The sequence below is a fragment of the Burkholderia diffusa genome, from assembly GCF_001718315.1.
Classification (GTDB): Bacteria; Pseudomonadota; Gammaproteobacteria; order Burkholderiales; family Burkholderiaceae; genus Burkholderia; species Burkholderia diffusa_B.
The window spans coordinates 1315469-1334765 of the sequence record NZ_CP013362.1 but is presented as its reverse complement, the minus strand read 5'-3'; the positions used below and the strand labels follow the sequence as shown (position 1 = coordinate 1334765).

17 protein-coding genes and 2 tRNA genes are annotated in these 19297 nt (G+C 61.8%); 11 read left to right on the top strand and 8 right to left on the bottom strand.

Annotated features, from left to right (window positions below):
* Positions 1–6: 6 nt before the first annotated feature.
* Complete coding sequence (locus WI26_RS06140) at positions 7–342, bottom strand: hypothetical protein (RefSeq protein WP_069225467.1); 336 nt, start codon at positions 340–342, stop codon at positions 7–9.
* A gap of 273 nt (positions 343–615) precedes the next feature.
* Complete coding sequence (locus tag WI26_RS06135) at positions 616–1362, bottom strand: MipA/OmpV family protein (protein ID WP_069225466.1); 747 nt, start codon at positions 1360–1362, stop codon at positions 616–618.
* A 245-nt stretch (positions 1363–1607) separates the two neighbouring features.
* Here WI26_RS06135 and WI26_RS06130 point away from each other — a divergent pair, with 245 nt between their 5' ends.
* The gene (locus tag WI26_RS06130; protein WP_059508774.1) at positions 1608–2333 is read left to right on the top strand and encodes a response regulator; all 726 of its coding nucleotides are present in this window, start codon (positions 1608–1610) and stop codon (positions 2331–2333) included.
* Positions 2334–3704, top strand: coding sequence for an ATP-binding protein (locus WI26_RS06125; protein WP_069225465.1), 1371 nt, complete (start codon positions 2334–2336; stop codon positions 3702–3704). It abuts the gene before it with no gap.
* Positions 3705–3729: 25 nt separating this feature from the next.
* Here the strand turns inward: WI26_RS06125 and WI26_RS06120 are convergent, their stop codons facing one another.
* The 4 genes from WI26_RS06120 to WI26_RS32135 form a co-directional block, all read right to left on the bottom strand.
* Positions 3730–4167, bottom strand: a complete 438-nt coding sequence (locus tag WI26_RS06120; protein ID WP_069225464.1) for a nuclear transport factor 2 family protein — start codon at positions 4165–4167, stop codon at positions 3730–3732.
* A gap of 89 nt (positions 4168–4256) precedes the next feature.
* Positions 4257–5237 carry an NADPH:quinone oxidoreductase family protein gene (locus WI26_RS06115; RefSeq protein WP_069226360.1) on the bottom strand — a complete coding sequence of 327 codons (981 nt, stop codon included), beginning with the start codon at positions 5235–5237 and terminating at the stop codon, positions 4257–4259.
* A 126-nt stretch (positions 5238–5363) separates the two neighbouring features.
* Positions 5364–7193, bottom strand: coding sequence for an acyl-CoA dehydrogenase (locus WI26_RS06110; RefSeq protein WP_069226359.1), 1830 nt, complete (start codon positions 7191–7193; stop codon positions 5364–5366).
* Positions 7194–8031: 838 nt separating this feature from the next.
* Positions 8032–8099 (bottom strand) — tRNA-Arg (locus WI26_RS32135).
* 156 nt (positions 8100–8255) lie between these two features.
* Here WI26_RS32135 and WI26_RS06105 point away from each other — a divergent pair.
* The 8 genes from WI26_RS06105 to WI26_RS06080 all read left to right on the top strand — a co-directional run bounded on the left by WI26_RS06105 (position 8256) and on the right by WI26_RS06080 (position 16644).
* The gene (locus tag WI26_RS06105) at positions 8256–9629 is read left to right on the top strand and encodes a tyrosine-type recombinase/integrase (protein WP_069225463.1); all 1374 of its coding nucleotides are present in this window, start codon (positions 8256–8258) and stop codon (positions 9627–9629) included.
* Positions 9630–9996: 367 nt separating this feature from the next.
* Positions 9997–10224 carry a hypothetical protein gene (locus WI26_RS30895; protein ID WP_081334277.1) on the top strand — a complete coding sequence of 76 codons (228 nt, stop codon included), beginning with the start codon at positions 9997–9999 and terminating at the stop codon, positions 10222–10224.
* A gap of 140 nt (positions 10225–10364) precedes the next feature.
* On the top strand, positions 10365–10574 hold the full coding sequence (locus WI26_RS32625) for a hypothetical protein (RefSeq protein WP_167359234.1): 210 nt from the start codon (positions 10365–10367) through the stop codon (positions 10572–10574).
* On the top strand, positions 10571–12178 hold the full coding sequence (locus tag WI26_RS06100) for a YfjI family protein (RefSeq protein WP_167359233.1): 1608 nt from the start codon (positions 10571–10573) through the stop codon (positions 12176–12178). Before WI26_RS32625 ends, WI26_RS06100 begins: the two co-directional genes overlap by 4 nt.
* Complete coding sequence (locus WI26_RS32130) at positions 12178–12642, top strand: hypothetical protein (protein WP_155768739.1); 465 nt, start codon at positions 12178–12180, stop codon at positions 12640–12642. Before WI26_RS06100 ends, WI26_RS32130 begins: the two co-directional genes overlap by 1 nt.
* A gap of 395 nt (positions 12643–13037) precedes the next feature.
* Positions 13038–13730, top strand: a complete 693-nt coding sequence (locus tag WI26_RS06090; RefSeq protein WP_069225461.1) for a hypothetical protein — start codon at positions 13038–13040, stop codon at positions 13728–13730.
* A gap of 797 nt (positions 13731–14527) precedes the next feature.
* Positions 14528–15982 (top strand): ATP-dependent nuclease, encoded by a 1455-nt coding sequence (locus WI26_RS06085; RefSeq protein ID WP_069225460.1) that lies wholly within the window; start codon positions 14528–14530, stop codon positions 15980–15982.
* A 197-nt stretch (positions 15983–16179) separates the two neighbouring features.
* Positions 16180–16644 (top strand): phage terminase small subunit P27 family, encoded by a 465-nt coding sequence (locus WI26_RS06080; RefSeq protein ID WP_069225459.1) that lies wholly within the window; start codon positions 16180–16182, stop codon positions 16642–16644.
* An 84-nt stretch (positions 16645–16728) separates the two neighbouring features.
* Here WI26_RS06080 and WI26_RS06075 read toward each other — a convergent pair.
* Positions 16729–16805: transfer RNA gene (locus WI26_RS06075), tRNA-Arg, on the bottom strand.
* 184 nt (positions 16806–16989) lie between these two features.
* On the bottom strand, positions 16990–17820 hold the full coding sequence (locus tag WI26_RS06070; RefSeq protein WP_069225458.1) for an undecaprenyl-diphosphate phosphatase: 831 nt from the start codon (positions 17818–17820) through the stop codon (positions 16990–16992).
* 483 nt (positions 17821–18303) lie between these two features.
* Between WI26_RS06070 and WI26_RS06065 the strand changes: the two genes are divergently transcribed.
* Positions 18304–19215, top strand: coding sequence for an aldose epimerase (locus WI26_RS06065; RefSeq protein ID WP_069225457.1), 912 nt, complete (start codon positions 18304–18306; stop codon positions 19213–19215).
* Positions 19216–19297 lie beyond the last annotated feature (82 nt).

The following is a 19297-nucleotide window of genomic DNA, read 5'->3' as shown; positions in this document are numbered from 1 at the left end:
GCCGCATCACCCGCGCCGCACCCAGATCACCTTGCCGTCGCGAATGCCCAGGTCGCGGCGCTCCGCGCGGTAGTCCATCGTGCCCGGCAACGATTTGCCGTCACGTTCGAGCACGCGCCACAGGCAGCCGTCGAGCAGCGCGGCCGCATCGGCCTCGGTCCTGCCGATCAGCGCATCGTCAGGGGCCGCGTCTGCCTTGCACGCAGCCGCGGCCCCTGACGGCGCAGGATTCATTACCGCGCCGCCGGCGGTGGCGTTCGGGTGCTTCGTTTTCATGTCCGCACATCCTGCAAAGGTTGCGCTCGCAACGAGTGCCACGAGCATCGCGATCGTTCTCTTCATCGGTTTCTCCCTGTCGCGGCCCGGCGATTCATGTGCGGCATTCGAGCCAGGCCGGTTATCGCATGCATGATCGGCGCCGCGCGCCGCTGGCCATATCCCGACGGATGGCTGCCGGCGAATGGCGGCATTGCACGACGCGGCCGAGTCGTTTCCGCGCACCGGCGTCGCAGACCCGACGCAATGCCGGACCCGCCAGCATGTTACCGCACGCGGTTCGCGGCAACGGCCCGACATCGGCGCGTCATGTCCGGCATGCGCGCGGCGGCAGCCCGTTCAAAACTTGTAGGTCGCGCCGGCCATCCCGTAGTAGTTGCTACGCGACTGGACGATCGGGCTGTCGCCATAGCGCCCAAGCAGCCGCGTCACGCCACCGGTCGCGACCACCGACCAGTGTCGCGACAGGTTCCAGTTCCATGCGACCGACATCGTCGCGCTGTCGATCCCGCCGCGCGTCGAATACGGCTGGAAGCGGCTCGCCATCGACTGCGCGTCGGTCACGCCATAGAACGTCTGCGTGTAGCGTCCGGTCCCGGCATGCACGCTGCCCGTCACGACGATCTCGTGCCGCGCGGTCTTGAACACCGGCACCGCAAGGTCGACATGGCCCGACACGCCGCGCGACGTATGCGTCACCGGGGTGTCGACCGTCACGCTCAGTTCGGCCGCATCGAACAGTGTCACCCCGGCCTGCAGGCCGACGAGCACCGAGCCCGGGATCCGGCCCATCCCCTTCAGGTAATCCGAACCGGGCAGGTCGACGCGGTTTGTGTCGGCGCGGCCGGGGTCGTAGTTCACCGCAGCCGACACAAACGCGCCGTGCGGAAGATCCAGCCGATAGCCGGCGCCCGTGCTGCTGTCGATGAAGAAGCCGTTGCCGAATGTCGCGGAAAACCCCGGCGCGACGACGCCGCGATACTGGTTGCTTCCCTGATAGCGCGGCGCGAACCCGCCGCCGAGCGAAAGCGAATACTGGTTTTCCGCATGGGCGGCGGCGGCAACGGTCAGGCCGACAAGCGGCACGCAATAACGAAAGCAGCGAAGGGTTGGACGCACAATGTTGAAGTAAGAGTGACGGAGCCCGAAGTCTAGGTGCCGCCGTGCGCCGGGACTGTCCGGATCTGCGGGGAATCTGTACCCAATTGTGTTCGATTGTTCCCGATTGTCGCCCCACTCCCCGAACCGCCGGAACGCCGGATAGAATTCGCGTGCCGCGCCGCGCGCCCGCGAGCCGGAATGCGGGATGACGCGTGCGCATCGAGGAGACCATGTACAACAATCCGCTCAAATATCGTGTACTGCTGATCGAGGACGACGACCGCCTGGCGCAGCTCGTGCGCGAATACCTCGACAACTACGAATTCGCCGTGAAGGTCGTGCGGCGTGGCGACCTGGCCGTCGCGGCAGTGCGTGAGCACCGTCCTGCGCTCGTGATCCTTGACCTGATGCTGCCGAACCTCGACGGGATGGAAGTGTGCCGGCGCATTCGCGCGTTCACCAATGTCCCCGTGTTGATTCTCACCGCGCGCGCGGATGTCTACGATCAGGTCGCTGGCCTCGAAACCGGCGCCGACGACTACGTGACGAAGCCGATCGAGCCGCGTGTGCTGGTGGCGCGCGCCCGCGCGCTGCTGCGCCGCGCGCAACCGGTTGCGACGAACACACCGGCTGCCGCGCCCGAAGCGCTGGTATTCGGAGAACTGACGATCTCGCCGCCGAACCGCACCGTCACATGGCGCGGCGAGCTTGTCGATCTGAAAACGGCCGAGTTCAACCTGCTGCTGATTCTCGCGCGCGCGGCCGGCACCGTGCTGAGTCGCGACGACATCCTGAAGCAGTTGCGCGGAATCGAATTCGACGGGCTCGACCGCTCGGTCGATTCCGGCATCTCGAAGCTGCGCCGCCGCTTCGAGGATGCGTCGTCGGAGCCGCACAAGATCAAGACGATCTGGGGCCGCGGCTACCTGTTCAGCCCTTCCGCGTGGGACGAATAAATGCTGCGTCCGTTGATCAGGCTGTACCTCATCGTGATCCTGTGTGTCGCAGGATCGATTGCGTTCATCCAGTTTTCGTTCGACCGGATCTTCTACGATCGCGTCGCGCAGGCGCAGCGCGATTCGCTGACGACCTACGCGTTCGTCCTGAACGATTACCTGGAGCGTCATCCCGGCGCGCAACGCATGCTCGCGCTGCGCGAACTCGCGAAGCACGGCAACGAAGGATTCGGCTTCGTGACGATGGCCGACGCCCGCGCTCAGTTGAGCGGCGCGCCGCTGCGCGATCTCGACGCGGGCAGGATCGCTATCAGCTACGACGCCAGGGATTACTACATGCCGCTCGCGGACGGGTCCGTGCTGCACGCGCGACCGACCGAGGCAGCCGATCTCGACATCAAGATCTACGCATACCTGCTGCTCGCACTCGCCGCGCTGTTCGCCGTCGTGCTGTGGATCTCGTATCACTGGCGCGATCTACGCCGGTTGCAGGCCGCCGCGCACGCGTTCGGCGCGGGCGACCTGTCGACGCGCGTGCAGCTGTCCGGGCGATCGAACATCTACGAACTGTCGCAGCAGTTCAACGACATGGCCGAGCGGATCGAGGCGTCGATCAAACAGCAGCGCGAGATGATGCACGGAATCTCGCACGAGCTGAAGACGCCGCTCGCGCGGCTCGAATTCGGGCTCGCGCTGCTCGCCGAATCCGACGAGAGCGGCCGGATGCGCGAACGCCGTGACGAACTTCGGCGCGACGTGCGCGAACTGGACGATCTGGTAACCGAACTGCTGACGATCGGGCGCCTCGAACAAGGCGCAAGCGAGATCGCGCCGATGGACGTCGTCGTCGACGCGCTGATCGACAGTGTGGCCGGCAATGTCGCGAACGACATCGCCGACAGTGGTCTCACGCTCGGCGTGTCGACGACGGGCGCGCCCGCCACCCACGTGTGCGATCCGAAGCTTGTCGCACGTGCCCTGTTGAACCTGATCCGCAATGGCGCACGTTATGCGTCGCGCACGGTCCTGCTGTCCGCAACGCACGATGCGTGCGGCGCGCTCGTGCTGAGCGTCGACGATGACGGCCCCGGCATTCCGGTCGCCGATCGCGCGCGCGTATTCGAACCGTTCCAGCGGCTCGATTCGAGCCGCGACCGGCAAACCGGCGGGTTCGGGCTCGGGCTTGCGATCGTGCGGCGCGTCGCGCTCGTGCACGGCGGTGACGTGCGACTCGAGGATTCGCCGCTCGGCGGCGCACGCTTCGTGATTTCTCTGCCGGCGCGGGCGTTGCAGGATTTTCTCGACGACGCGCCGGCAAACGCAGCGCACGGTCGTGCCGGCCACTCGTCATCGACTTCATTGCGCCGATGAACGCAGGCGGGGCGGTACCGCCCGCTTACCCGCCAACCTTGAACGCCGGCAACTGCTGCCCGAGCCGCGCGCCCATTTCCGCGCCGAGCGCCTGCAGCGCATTGAACGGACGGATCATCACCTCGAATTCGACGATCCGTCCGTCGGTGTCGAAGCGGATCATGTCGATCCCCTTCAGCCGCTTGTCGCCGACCGTTGCACTGAATTCCAGCACGACGCTCGTGCCGTCGTCATCGGCGAACGCGCGGTGATATTCGAAGTTCTCGAGGATCGTGAGCACCGTGCGCAGCGCCAGCAGCAGCGCGGGCGCCGGTCCGTACGGCTTGAACGCCATCGGCGAGCGGAACACGGCGTCCGGATGGACGATCGTGTCGAGCTCGCTGAAATCCTTGCGCTCGAGCATTGCGTGCCAGGCCGTGAGCGATTTCGCAACGGCGGGCTGCACATTCGATAAAGGTTGCATACTCAACGACTCCGGTGACGTCACACAAAGGATGCTCGACCGAAGGCGGCGCCGAATCGGCCCCCTTCGCATCGTCCGGCACGGCGCGATCAAGCATCCGGCAGGATGACGACCTTGCCCTTGACCTGCCGGTTCGCCATGCGCGCAATCGCGTCGGCCGCGCCCGCGAGCGGCACGCGCTCGGTGATCGCGGGCCGCACCTTGCCGGCCGCGAACCATTGCGCGAGCTGGCGCATGTTCGCCGCATGCTGCGCGGGGTCGCGCCGCACCGCGTCGCCCCAGAACACGCCCAGAATGTCGCGCTCCTTCAGCAGTGCAAGGTTCAGCGCGATCTTCGGAATTTCGCCGGCTGCAAATCCGACCACGAGGAACCGGCCGCGCCACGCGGTCGCGCGCAGCGCCGCCTCGCTGTACGCACCGCCGACCGGCTCGTAGACGACGTCCGCGCCGCGTCCGCCGGTCAGTTCGTCGACGCGGCGCCGCAGGTCCTCGGTCGAGTAGTCGATCGTGTCGTCGGCGCCGGCTTCGCGGCACAGCGCCAGTTTGTCCGCGCTCGACGCGGCCGCGATCACGCGCGCGCCCAGCGCCTTCGCGATCTCGATCGCGGCGAGCCCGACTCCGCCGGCCGCGCCCAGCACCAGCAGTGTCTCGCCCTGCTGCAGGCGCGCACGCTGCTGCAGCGCATGCAGCGACGTGCCGTAGGCCAGCACGAGCGCCGCGCCCTGCTCGAACGACATCCCCGGCGGCAGCGCCGCGATCTGGTGCACATCGGCCACGCACTGCCCGGCGAAGCCGCCGTGGCCGGTGAACGCGACCACCTCGTCGCCCGGCCGCCAGGCGCTCACGCCATCGCCGACCGCGTCGATCACGCCGGCGAATTCCGCGCCGGGAGAGAACGGCAGCGCCGGCTTCACCTGATACAGCCCCTGGACGATCAGCGCATCGGGGAAATTGAGCGATGCCGCCTTCACGCGAATCCGCACCTGACCGGCGGCCGGTTCGGGAATCGCGACATCCTCGATACGCAAGCGGTCGATCGGGCCGAATGCAGTACACAACAGGGCTTTCATGCTCTCCATTCTCCTTGCGCGACATCGCCGCGCATCGATACGGCAGCGGGACGCGCCCGCGCGAAAGGTATGCGTCGCCGGCCAGATGGCCGGCACCGCGACACCGTCATCCGTGCGGCCCGACGCTCAGAACCACGCATCGCGCATGTCGAGCGTCGTCGTATCGACGCTCCCCAGCAGGTCGAGTTGCGCATCCACCTTCGGCAACTCCCAGCGAAAGAAATACCGCGCGGCAGCTCGCTTGCCATCGTGGAAATCGTCATCGCGTCCTTGCGCGGCGAGCGTCACGTCGAGCCACAGCCACGCGACAACCAGATGGCCGAACGCCTCCAGATAGACGCTCGCGTTCGCGAGCCGCACCTGCGGATCGCCGAGCGCGGCCAGTGCGCGCGTGACGTCGACAAGCCTCGCCCAGCGCGGCGCCAGCGCATCGGCATGCATGCGCGTGTCGCCCTCCGCCGCCCGTGCGCGTTGGACCGTCGCATCGATGCGAGCATCGAGCGTACGCAACAGCGCGCCGTCGTCCTGGCCGATCTTGCGACCCAGCAGGTCGAGCGCCTGGATGCCGTGCGTGCCTTCGTGGATCGGATTCAGACGATTGTCGCGATAGAGCCGCTCGACCGGATAGTCGCGCGTGTACCCATAGCCGCCGTGCACCTGGATCGCGAGATCGTTGGCCGCGAGACACCACTGCGACGGCCAGCTCTTCGCGATCGGCGTCAGAATGTCGAGCAGGCGTACGGCCTCGGCGCGCACCGCCGCATCGCCGTGCGCGCGCGCTTCGTCGACGAGCCGCGCGCAATACAGGATCAGCGCGAGGCCGCCTTCGACGTAGGCCTTCTGCGCGAGCAGCATGCGTCGCACGTCGGGGTGCGCGATGATCGGCGCCTGCGGCGCCGCCGCGTCCTTGCCGGCCGGTCCGAGCGCACGCCCTTGCGGCCGGTTGCGCGCATAGTCGAGGGCGTGCAGGTAACCGGTGTAGCCGAGCGCCACCGCGCCCGCGCCAACGCCGATGCGCGCCTCGTTCATCATGTGGAACATGTAAGCGAGGCCGTGATTGGGCTCGCCGACCAGATAGCCGATTGCACCAGCCCGCCCCAGCGGACGATGGCGCGTGCCTTCGCCGAAGTTCAGCAGGCAGTTGGTCGTGCCGCGATAGCCCATCTTGTGATTCAGGCCGGCGAGCACCACGTCGTTGTGCTCGCCGCGCGCAGCGCCGTTGTCGGCCGGCAGATACCTGGGGACGATGAACAGCGAGATGCCGCGCGTGCCGGGCAGCAGCCGCCCATGCTCGTCGGGAATCTTCGCGAGCACGAGGTGAACGATGTTCTCCGCCAGTTCGTGCTCGCCACCCGAAATCCACATCTTGTTGCCGGTGATTCGATAGCGCGGGCCGAGCGGCGACGCGCATTCGAAGTCGGCACGCGTGACGATGTCCGACAGCGATGAACCGGCTTGCGGCTCGGACAGGCACATCGTGCCGAAGAAGCGGCCTTCCAGCTCGGGACGCGCGAACGCGTCGATCTGCGCGGGGCTGCCGTGCGTGAGCAACAGGTTCGCGTTCGCGACGGTGAGGAACGGATACGCGGCGGTCGCGATGTTCGCGGCCTGGAAGAACAGGAACGATGCGGCTTCGACGAGTTTCGGCAGCCGCATCCCGCCGAATGCTTCGTCCTGGCCCGCGGCGATCAGGCCGGCGTCGGCGAAGGCCCGCACCGCCGGCTTGACCTCGGGAATCAGCGTCACGCGCTCGCCGTCGAAACGCGGCTCCTCGCGGTCGCCGCGCGCCGCATGCGGTGCGAATAGGTCGGCCGCGATCCGCTCGCTGGTGTCGAGCACCGCATCGAACGTCTCGCGGCTGTGCTCCGCATAGCGAGGCAGCGCGGCGAGCGCATCCGCGTCGAGCCAGTCGTACAGCAGAAATGCGAGATCGCGTCGCGATATCAGCAGGCTCATCGCGACGCCCTCCACGCGGCCCGCACGCCGTGCGGCGCTCGCGGGCGCTCCTGCGCGACATGGTGTTTCGTGACCCGGTCCTGCGTGACCCGGTCGATCCACGGGCGCGCGATCGATGCATGCTCCATCACGTCTGTCTCCTGTCGGGCGGCGCCGGCGCACATATTGGCGCCGGTTGCCGGAACCGGATGATTGGGTCGGTGACTGCAAGTGCCGGCGGGAAATTTAGCACGGTCGTTCTAAAACGACAATGGAGAGTCGCCCCGACTGCAAACCGAGGACGATGGCGGCAGGGGAAGGCGAGGGTTGGTCGACGTCGGTCGATACAGATACGCGCCGCGCAAGGCACGATGTCCTGCTGTTCCGGAGATACGAGCAAGTCATCAGGAATCCGATCTGCAGCGTACGGATTATTCTTGAACGCTTCCCCTCCAGCCATCCACGCTGATCGCGAACGGCTCTTCGACTCGACTGCGCCGTTGCGTACCGCTCCTTCCGCAGCAGTGGTGAATTCGAGCGCATCGACCTGTATCATGCGCTCGCGCGTGTACGTCAGCAATCAACTGGCGGCGGCGTTACGGAAGCCATTCGATGCATGAACGTTGCCGATACCGTCCCACAACGCAATAGCATGGGTGGATGATGTGTGCCCGTGGCAACCTGGCCGACATCGCTCTTCACCCGGATCAATGCGTCGCTGGCTGACGCTCGCGAAGCCTCGCGAATATGCGACGGATGACGAGCCTCGCCGACACGGCGATATGCCTACACGGCTTCTACATGGAAATTGATGCACGGGAGATCAGCCACTACAGCAGCCGCAAACCCATGATTTGACTGGCCCGCCCTACACGATTCGAACGTGTGACCTACGGCTTAGAAGGCCGAAAGACTAGGTATTTTCGGGCATTGGAGAACGCCGCCAAAAATCCTCAAAACCCTTAACCAATAAGGTTCTCACAAGAATTTTGCCCTGCCTGTCCGTTGACATGTGTTGATCAAAATTGCCAAAATCGGGTTCCGGATTGGTTCCGGAACCTACCCTAAGCGGGGGCGACGACAATGGCAAAGGTCAATTTCACGGCGGGCAAGATCGCGGCACACACCTGCCCCGAGGGCAAATCCGAAGCCTTCCTGTGGGACAGCGGCGCGCCGGGTCTTGGTCTTCGCGCAAACGCGGGCGGCACAAAACGGTATGTGCTCCAAGCGAAATTGCGTGGCTCACTTGTGCGCATCTCGATTGGCGACCCATCCGCTTGGAGCATCGAGAAGGCACGCGTTGAAGCACGCCGCTTGAAAACCCTTCTCGACAGCGGCATAGACCCGCGCGAACAGGCAGCAGAACACGCCGCCGCCTACGAAGCGCGGAAAGCCGAAGCCAAGCGACAAGATGCGACCGTGCACGACGCTTGGGCGGCTTATCTCGACGCAAACCGGTCGCGATGGAGCGAGCGCCATCTATTCGACCATGAGAATCTGGCACACGCTGGCGGAGAGCCGAGAAAGCGCGGGAAAGGTGTGACGGTCGCGGGACCGCTCGCCGCACTCATGCCGTTGAAGCTATCGACCTTAACCGCCGACGTGGTCGCCGCGTGGCTCGAATCCGAATCGCTAACGCGCCCGACAAATGCCGAGCAGAGTTATCGGAAGCTGCGCGCCTTCATCCGCTGGTGTAACGACCGGCCGGAATACGGCGGCATCATTGCGCCAAATGCATACAACGCGCGCGCCGTAAGAAGCGTCGTACCGCGTACTAAGGCGAAAGATGATTGCCTGCAACGGGAACAGCTACCGGCTTGGTTCGACGCCGTCAGCAAGCTCGGCAATCCGGTCATTGCGGCATATCTGCAAGCGTTGCTCATCACGGGCGCGCGCCGCGAGGAAATGGCGGCACTCCGATGGACCGATGTCGATTTTCAATGGCGCTCGCTGTCCATCGCCGACAAGGTCGAAGGTTCCCGCATCATCCCGCTTACACCGTACCTCGCCAGCGTCCTGCGGGAGCTCAAGCGCTTGAACGACACGCCGCCGAACATCCGTCAAATACGGGACTTGACCGCCAAAGGCGAATCGTGGTCGCCCTCCCCTTGGGTTTTCGCGAGCAAGAAATCGGCGGACGGAAAAATTGCCGAGCCGCGTATCGCGCATAACAAAGCGCTCGCGATAGCCGGCCTTCCTCATCTGAGTCTGCACGGCCTCCGGCGCTCGTTCGGGACGCTTGCCGAATGGGTCGAATGTCCAATCGGTGTAGTCGCGCAAATTCAGGGCCATAAGCCTTCGGCAATCGCTGAAAAGCACTACCGCCGCCGTTCGCTCGATTTGCTGCGCATGTGGCACGACAAGATTGAAGCGTGGATGCTTGCCCAAGCTGGTATTGAATTTTCATTGATTCAAGCCGCGACGCCATTGCGGATTGCAGCCGGCCGCGATCAGTAACTATCGCCCGATAAAATCGATATAAAAATATCATCGATCCGATGCGATCACACCCGCGCGTGGGATTCTTTGCGGTGCGATAGCACGTGCCGCAACGTGTTCCATGCCGAAACACATTGTTTCAGCGTGTTTCACGTCCGCGCAAGGGCCTTTTTCAGACAGCAACATTCGTGCGTGCGAACGTCTACATTTTTACACTGAAATACATTACTCAAGACGCAACCAATTGATTTTAAATGACACTGTCGTAAGAAATAATCGACACACGCAACCATCGATACATGATATCCCGCGCGCTTTGAAATTCCCGATTGTCGAGCAACAATGAATCAGACAGCTCAACGCAGGCAACAGGGAGAAAATGAAAATGAAAAACGAGCACGCCGCTACCGACATCAGAATGACGCTGCAAGCATTCGGCGTAACGGGAACGGTCACGACGGCAGTCGCCGCCGTCGCACTGAACCGTAAAGAACAAACCCTCCGCAAATGGGCATGCGAAGAAAACGGCCCGATTCGACCCATCAGGATTAATCGCCGCTTGGCGTGGAAGGTTGCTGATATCCAAGCCCTGCTTAATCAAAACCGTCAGTGAATGACAAATGTCGATTTTTTCATCGACACATACGCTTTCAACTTCTCAATCAGACATCCTTGAATCACGTCGAACTCAATTACCGACACAACCATTCCGTTGATGCATTCTGTCGATACCTTTTGTGATCGTGGAAAATCGTGAATGTCGATCGCCCTACCGCTGTTAAATCAGAAGCATCACAAGCACTCAAATCGCGAGTCGAAACGCTGATCGACCGCGAGCTTACTCGATGCCGTGTTTTACATGGCCCGAACAACTGGCGCGAACACGGTGACTGGATTCGCGAAAACGTAGTCGCCGCCGCGATCCAATGGATGATGCGCCAAGCCCGGGAGGGAAAGCTGTGAACGAACACATCTCGGATGACGTATATGCGGACGCCGTCGAAACCGATGCAAACGCGAAAGCACGTAACGTCCAGCGAGCAACGCAAGAAGTGGAAGAAGTGCATGAACCGATCTTTGATCAAAGAAGCGGTGTGAGCCTATGGCCCGACCCGCAGCCGCTCATCGTCAATATCGAGCCGATGGAATATCCCGTCGAGGTGTTGCCATCTTGCATCCGCGCCGCTGTCGATGAGGTTTGTGGCTTCGTTAAGGCCCCGCTACCGCTGGTTGCGTCGTGCGCCATCGCGGCATTGAGCCTTGCGATACAAGCGCACTTCGATGTGAAGAGAGCTGATCGACTAATCGGGCCTGTCGGCTTGTACGTAGTCGTCGTGGCCGACAGCGGCGAACGAAAATCAACCTGTGACAGCTTTTTCATGCGAGCTATTCGGGAATACGAAGCCGAGCAGGCGCAGGCCGCGCAACGTTCCCTGAGCGACTATCGCGCCGACATTCAGGCGTGGGAGTCGAAGGTCGGCGGCGTCAAGGAGCACATCCGGCAAGCCACAAAGGGCGGAAAGTCGACGATTGCCCTTGAAGAAGAGCTACGTAAGCTTGAGATCGCAAAACCACGGGCACCGCGCGTGCCGCGCCTTCTTTATGCGGACGCGACGCCCGAAGCACTTGCATTCTCACTGGGCAAGCAATGGCCGTCTGGCGGCGTTGTATCTTCCGAAGCGGGGTTTGTTTTCGGCTCGCACGGGATGGGCGCGGATTCGGTCATGCGTAACCTCTCGATGCTGAATCAGCTTTGGGACGGTAACACGTTGACCATCGATAGGCGCACGTCCGACTCGTTCACGGTGCGCGGCGCACGCCTGACAGTCGCATTTCAGGTTCAGGACGCGACGATTCGCGCATTCTTTCAGAAGACAGGGGCACTCGCGCGCGGTACCGGCTTCATGGCCCGATTTCTCGTAGCGTGGCCGCAATCAACGCAGGGGTTTCGCCCTTTCACGGAGGCACCAGAAAACTGGCCACACATGGAGGCGTTCAATCAGCGCGTGAAGGAAATCTTGAACCAGAGCGCGCCGGTGAACGAGCATGGCGAACTCGAACCCGCGCTACTGTCGCTCGACCCAGCCGCGAAAGAGGCATGGGTGCGGTTTCACGATGCCGTTGAGGGGCAACTATCGAGTGGCGGCGAGCTTTACGACGTGCGCGACGTGGCGAGCAAGTCAGCAGACAACGCAGCACGATTGGCCGCGCTCTTTCACGTATTTAGCGGCGCGACCGGGTCGATTGGTTCGGATGCGTTCGAGAGCGCATCGAGCATCGTTGCGTGGCACCTGTCCGAGTCGAAACGTTTTTTCTCCGAGCTTGCGGTATCTGACGGCGATGTTGACGCGGCGCGATTGGACGCTTGGCTGATTGAGCATTGCAATACGCAGCGTACGCGCGCCGTCGATAAAAGCCGAGCGATGCAATTTGGGCCGCTGCGCAACGCCGCGTCGTTGAGCGCCGCATTGCAAGCGCTGGCGACACTAGACCGGCTGCGCGTCGTCAAGGAAGGAAAGAAGACCGTTATTCACCTGAACCCGGCGCTTATCAACGGGGGCGCGTAATGAGCCTTGCCGACCTGATCTACAAAAAACGTCGCGGCGGAATCGCTAATGCTAATCGTGCTAATCCTGCTAATGGAGAGGACCGAAGCGGCGGAGAAGTTAGCAACGTTAGCGACATTAGCGTTAGCAAGGTCCGTCAGGGGACCGACAGCGCAATCAGCCGTCCCGAGATTCCCCGCGACTGCGTTGGTGCGCTGCGCGATCCGGACGGCGGACTGTATCTGCCTTGGGGGCCATGCTTTAGCGTGGACGATGTGTGCCGGATGCGCACGGAACTGATCGACATGGTCGAGGAACTATCGGCGCTTGAGGGTTGGGCGCACTTGCATCGCGAAAACGTACTTATGCGCGTCATACGCGGGCCACTGGCTGATCTGTTGCCGAATATCGCGTACTTCCGCGAACGACTCGAAGCGGCCCACGCGGAAGCCGCCGCCCGCGCCGTTCTTGATCGTCGCACCTGACGAGGGTTCGCGAATTTCGAGACGGGCCGATGGTCAACGGCGAGTAAAGCGGACGCCCGGCTACGGACGGTTCCCGACAAGCAGCGGCGTTCTACAGCAGCGACACGTCGGACATGCAGGACGATTTATGGGCGCGGGGCAACCCGCACTGTGAAGGTGTTTTAACTGAGTAAATAGGAGTGCGAAATCATGAAGGTGTCTGCACCGAAACGGCTTCTGGAGCGACTGCATTTTGACGCCGTACATGGCAGTTACAGCATTCTCGTTTGGCCCGGTCCGGCCGGCCGGACGCTATACCAAGTCGTAAAGCCCGGTCCGGTGAAGTACCGCGTCGAAATTCGTCCCGAAGATTACATCGTCGTAATCCCGCGCTAACGCGCCTTTTGGAGAGTGTCATGAAAAAACCCCTGCCCGAGCGCATGGTAATCCTCGAAGCGCTCGTCGCCGATACCGGCCTCGCCGACGAACTCGCGGCGAAACAACGAGCGAAGCTCGATGCGCGTCGCGCCGAACTGGCGCACGAACTCAAGTCGTTGCCGGACCGGAAACGCGCGCGGTCCGCGTTGACCAATGAGGCCGAACGAGCGGCGGCTGCCTTCGCTGCCGCGAAAGCGGCATGCTACGAAGCTGAAAAGTCGATGCTCGAAACGCGCGGTCGCCTCGCGGTTTGGACGATGGCCGATAGCGGCGACCGCGAACGCATCCTGACCGAACTCGAACGCACCGCGCCGCCCGAAGTCGGCGAGGCGCTCGACGAGTTGTCGAGCGCGGATGATTTGTTGCGTGCCGCAGTTCGGACCGACGTTTTCACGGAGAAAAACTGGCTGGGTGCTCGCGTCGGCAACGTCACGACGAACATGCCCCAAATCAAGGCGGCTCGCGCGAAAATCGCCGAGGCACAACGCGACGTTCGCGCGATTGTTCATGACGGGGCAATTCCAAGCGACGAACTGGTATCGCGTGCGCGCGCGTGTGTGAATCAGGCGCTTGAGCCGATGTTCGAATTGGTGCCGCGTCAGAAGTGGGAAACTCGCCGTTCGCGGCCGCACGGCGACCTGTTGGCCGAAGTCGCGGGTTATCGAAGCTAAGTGAGCGCCTGGCGGCGTGCATCGACGGTGTGTGCCGACCCTGAATGCCGCTTGCCGTTCTGCTGATCGACGTAGGGGGTATGCGCAAAATTGGCCATACCCCAAGCGCCCGCCGCCGGTGTGTCGCATTGTCACAGCCTCGACGCGTTGCGGGCGTTCATGCGCGACCGCCGGGCGTGCCGAAGATGGAATCGGCCGACGCCTTATGCATTCTGTAACGCGACGGCCGATACGAAGCAGGAACTAGACCGTATCGCCCCCGGTCGCGCAAGGACGGCAAGCTGACCCGCGAACGCTCGATACGCTCGCCGCAGGCACGATGGCGAGCCAATAATCAGGCGCGGCAATAGCGTCGGCTGTCCGGATTCGCGATACGCGCGTGGCGACCGCGCGCGACGAAGCGGGCAGATTGCTGGCGTTTTGGGCGGTCGGTGCGCGCGCCGGTACGCGGGGCCTTGGCTAACGCGCGCGAGCGGCGCAGCGGCCCACGACGACCGTCCGTGAGGCATCCACCGCACCCCGTAGGGGGGCAAATCCCTAGGCCACGCGGTCAGGTGATCGTGGCGCAAGTCGAATTTTTGCGAAGTCAGCAGGAAAACAAAATTTTCGGCTTTTCGTAGATTTGTGGCGAATGGAGATCGCTCGCGCGCGCTCCCTGACGCGGTGCCCCCCCTGCTTCAGGCTCGGCGATGACCTTACCAACCGCCTTGAATTACGTGGATTTGTCTCCAAACGAGGCGATTCCGTAGTGGTATTATGTGCGCATCCATTTCACACGGCGAACGGACATCTCAAAAATGAACGATCTAAAAATTAAAATCGAGAATGTAAAAAATATAAAATCCGCTGAAATTGAATTTCCGTTAGAGCAAAGTCTAAGTCTGATTGTTGGCAGTAACGGGAGTGGCAAAAGTACGATATTGCTGGCGCTTTCTCAGGCAATCCGAAATTCTCTAAAATCACTTGAATCCGATGATTATGATGCGTCTTCAAAAGTCGAAATCGGCCTCGACGGGAAGGTTGATGTCTGGTCCGGAGCAAATGGTTGGTCTCCATTCAATCAAGCGGTCTCCTTAAGAGGGATGTACGAAGGGAGTCTATTTTACGGGACGCGATTCAATGATTCTCGAACCGTAGATAGCCATCTTAAGTCCGGAAAGATTGCGGATAGGGATATTGTGGATGCGGACGACTACGTCAAAGAGAAGCTGAGCCAAATTCTCACAGGTACGGCGAACAAATACAAAGACCTTAAGCGAATTAAAAATCGCGCAATAGCGCAAAAACTCAACCTGACAAGCACCCCTTATTTTAACTCCATTAATGGAAATCTAATTAGCCAGTATCGAATGAGCTCAGGTGAGTGCCTCTTAATCTCGCTCCTTCATTTTGTCTACAATGCAATTGTGCGGCGCTCGCTCGCTAATGATCAGCTGATTCTGGTTCTCATCGATGAAATCGAACTAGCTCTGCATCCGATTGCGGTTAGTCGATTTATAGACCTGATCAATGAGCTTGTGCAAAGCACGCCTAACCTGATGGTTATTTTGACTTCGCACTCGCCCGAGGTTATTCGAAAAATTCAACCAAAGAATATCTACAAAATCGAAAATAATTCAGGCATCGTGGATGTAGTCAATCCGGGCTATCCAAGCTACGTTATCCGCGACGTATATCGACATGACGGATTCGACTATCTTTTGTTGGTTGAGGACATTCTCGCAAAAGTGCTGGTTGAAAAGGTTCTAGAGTCGAAAAATCTCGGGTCAAGTAAATTAGTGCATGTCGTTCCAGTTGGGGGTTACACCAACGTCCTCACGTTGCAGCGTGACCTATTGCGCGGGAATGTCTTGGGTGTTGGCCGAGAAATAATAAGCATTCTTGATGGGGATATAGCGGACAAGGTTCCAAAGGACTTTTCCGACCTCAAGAAGCTCTTTCTCCCAATAAAAAGTATTGAAAAATTCCTTTACTCTATTGTAATTGATGGCACCAACCCGCCCCTCAAAAAAACAATAAATGATAAATATTTTCAACTGGATTCTTTGGACTCGTTGGCTGCCGAGCATAACGAGAAGTACAAAGGGAAGGTCGATCAACCGGATAAGAAATTCTATTATCGCCTGCGCAAAAATCTCGAGGCGCGTGGAATCGATGAGCTTATGTTTGCTCAAAAGCTATCGGACGACATCATGCGAGCAATCTCGTTTGAAAAATTTTCAAATAGTATCGAGTCTTTGCTGAACAAGTAAGATAATTACTTAGGGGAACCGGTGATAGGGTTACTAAGGATCGGTGCGAGAGGTGCGAGCACTCTTTGTCGCGTGTCGCTTAGGGCTAGATCATGACATATGTCGTCTCGCGGCTTTGGCAGACTCTGTTACTTGTTCCTTGGGATCGTTGTCACGCTCCCCGGTAAGCCACGGCGCATCACTCTTCGGGAAAAATCATGCCCCGCAAGTCGAATGTAACCAAGGCACTAGCCGGAACCTTGCGCGCTGACCGCCTCAAAGGCATCGCTGCCGATCAATTGACCGTCGCGCCGCCACCGCCGGACGGCATGTCATTACGTGCGGCTGCGGAATGGGACCGCGTCGCGCCGCTCGTCGTGAGCTTGGGTCTGTTGAGCGCTTCCGACCTACGCGCGCTCGAACTGCTTGCCGAAACATTGGCAACGGAGGCGCAGTTGCGCGAGACGCTGGACCGTGAAGGATTGACGATTGCGACCGGAACCGGCGGAAGCAAGGCGCATCCGGCGCTGCGCGCGCTGAGCGACGCGCGCGCCCAAGCGGCCCGGCTGCTCGATGCATTCGGCCTAAGTCCGCGCGGACGGCAAGCTATCGACGCGCCGCCGCCGTTGCCCGCTGAAAATCCCTATGCCGCGTTCGTGAAGTCAGTTCGGCCGCAACGTTGAGCGAACTAGGTTCCGGATTGGTTCCGGCCATCCGCAGAAGCAAAAAGCCCGGCCCAAAAAGCCGAGCTAACTCATTGATTCCATTGGCCCGCCCTACACGATTCGAACGTGTGACCTACGGCTTAGAAGGCCGTTGCTCTATCCAACTGAGCTAAGGGCGGTCGAGGGGAAAAGACACGGCCACAAAACCCGGGCCGCATTTGACGCGAACGGGCTTTGAGAAAAACACGGCACCAGCCGAATTCAAAGCCCCGAAACGAAACGGGCCCGGCATGAAGCCGAGCCCGAAATTATACCCGATCATCGCGTCAAATCACGCGCGCCGCGCGACCGGCACCGCCCCCGTCAAACCGGCTGCGGATGCAGCATGAACCACCCGAGACAAAACACGCCGGCAATCACGCAATACAAGCCGAACGAAGCCAGCCGCCCGCGGCCTTCGAAATAGCGCATCAGGAACCGCACGCTCAGATAAGCGGCAATTGCCGTCAGCACGCCACCGAGCAGCGCGTCGGCGAGCTGGTCGCGCGCGTGGAACAGCTTCGGCAGTTCGAGCACGCCCGCCGCGAAAATGATCGGCGTGCCGAGCAGGAACGAAAACTCCGCCGCCTTTTCCGCCGTCAACCCGGCCGCGTTACCGGCGATCATGGTCAGCCCGCTGCGCGAGAACCCCGGAATCAGCGCGCCGATCTGCGCAAGGCCCACGAAGAACGCCTGCTGGAACGTCATCTTTTCGGGCGGCTGGTGCGCACGGCTGCGCTGAATCCGATCGCCGATCCACAGCAGCACGCCGTTGATGATCAGCGCGATCGCGACGATCCGCAGGTCGTGGAAGACGCGCTCGATGCGCTTCTCCAGCAACAGGCCGACGATCCCGGTCGGAATCGTGCCGATGATCAGCGCCCACATCAGGTGCCCGTCGTCGTTCTTGCGGCCGCCGAGCTGCGCGAAGAAGCCGCTGATCAGCGCGATCCAGCGTGCGCGGAAATACCAGAGCAGCGCGAGCGCGGTGCCGAGGTGCAGCGCAACGAGGAACGGCAGCAACTGCGGCGCGTGCTTGTCGATGTGCATGCCGAACAGCGCGGGCACGAGCAGCGTGTGGCCGAGACTGCTGACGGGGAAAAGTTCGGTGACGCCCTGCAGGACGCTCAGGAATACCAGAAACCAGAGACTCACGCGTCGGTCCTTTTAGTGGTGATCAATCGGATGGAAAAGCGGACGACGCATCGCGCGTCCGGAAAAACGCGCCCCGATTATGCCGAGCCAGGATTACTGCGCCAAGGCATTTGGCTGGTTATTGCGGCGATGCACACAAACGCTTGCAATTTGTAAGCGCGCAGAAAGCAAAAAGCCCGCCATTTGCATGGCGGGCCTTCGGTTCCGGCAGAAATTGCCGTCAGCGGCCGAGCTGATAGAAAAACAATACCGTGCTGCCGGTGAACATGCCGAACAGTGCGATTCCCATTGCCATTGCCAGATCCATGGCCCCTCCACGAAGTGTCATGACCCGGCAACATCACCGGTTTACAGGCATTATCCAGACCGTCGGCAGTCTGAAAAACTCGCGATTTCCCGAGAAGGGTTTTCCCCGACCGCGTCGCGGCCCGATAATGGAGCGCGCCATCGCGCACCCCGCCCACCCGTTCATACCGATTCGCCATGCCGATCTTCCAGCAGCACGACATTCATGAACTTCACGCCGGCCCGTCGCTCGTCCGGGTCGCCCCGCAATTCGGCGGCCGCTTGCTGTCGTGGCACGTCGACGGCGAGCCGGTCATCTTCTGGCCGGAAGCCGCCGACTGGAGCAACCTCGCGCGCGTGCGCGGCGGCAATCCGCTGCTGTTCCCGTTCCTCGGCCGCCATCGCGTCGACGGTGAACTGGGCCGCTGGCGCGATGCCGCCGGCGTGGTCCGCGAGCTGCCGATGCACGGTTTCGCGCGCGACCTGCCGTTCGCGGCACAACCGTCGGCCGACGGCGCCGCACTGTCGATGACGCTTGATGCGAACGACGCGCTGCGCGACAGCTACCCGTTCGATTTCCGGTTCGAGACGACCTACCGGCTCGCCGACGCGCACACGCTCGACGTCGCGCTCACCACGACCAACCGCGGCGACACGCCGCTGCCCTACTACGCAGGCCACCATTTCTACTTCGCGCTGCCACACGGCGAGCGCGCGCAGACCACGCTCGAGCTGCCGCCGACGCGACGCTGCATGCAGCGCGCCGACGGCTCGATCAGCCCGTTCGAGCCCGGCGAAGCGTCGTACAGCCTCGGCGACCCGGACATTCTCGACCGCTTCCACTGCCTCGACGGCGCGCCGTCCGAGCCGGTGCGCATCGTGATGCCGGGCCGCGGCCGCACGATCGAGATCGCGCTCGACGTCCCGGGCTCGATCCCGTGGTACGCGGTCACGACCTGGACGGAGAAGCCGGAATCGGACTTCTACTGCGTCGAGCCGTGGCTTGGCCTGCCGGACGCGATCCACAACGGCCTCGGGCTGCGCATGCTTGCACCGGGCGCGATCGAAACGGCCACGCTGCGGATTCGGCTGCTGCCGCTCGCCGGCTGACGTCGGCCACACCGGTTTGCCGGTGTGCGCAGGCCCGCACCCGCAGCCCGAAACTGCGGTGCTCGGGCCGAACCCGTTAAAA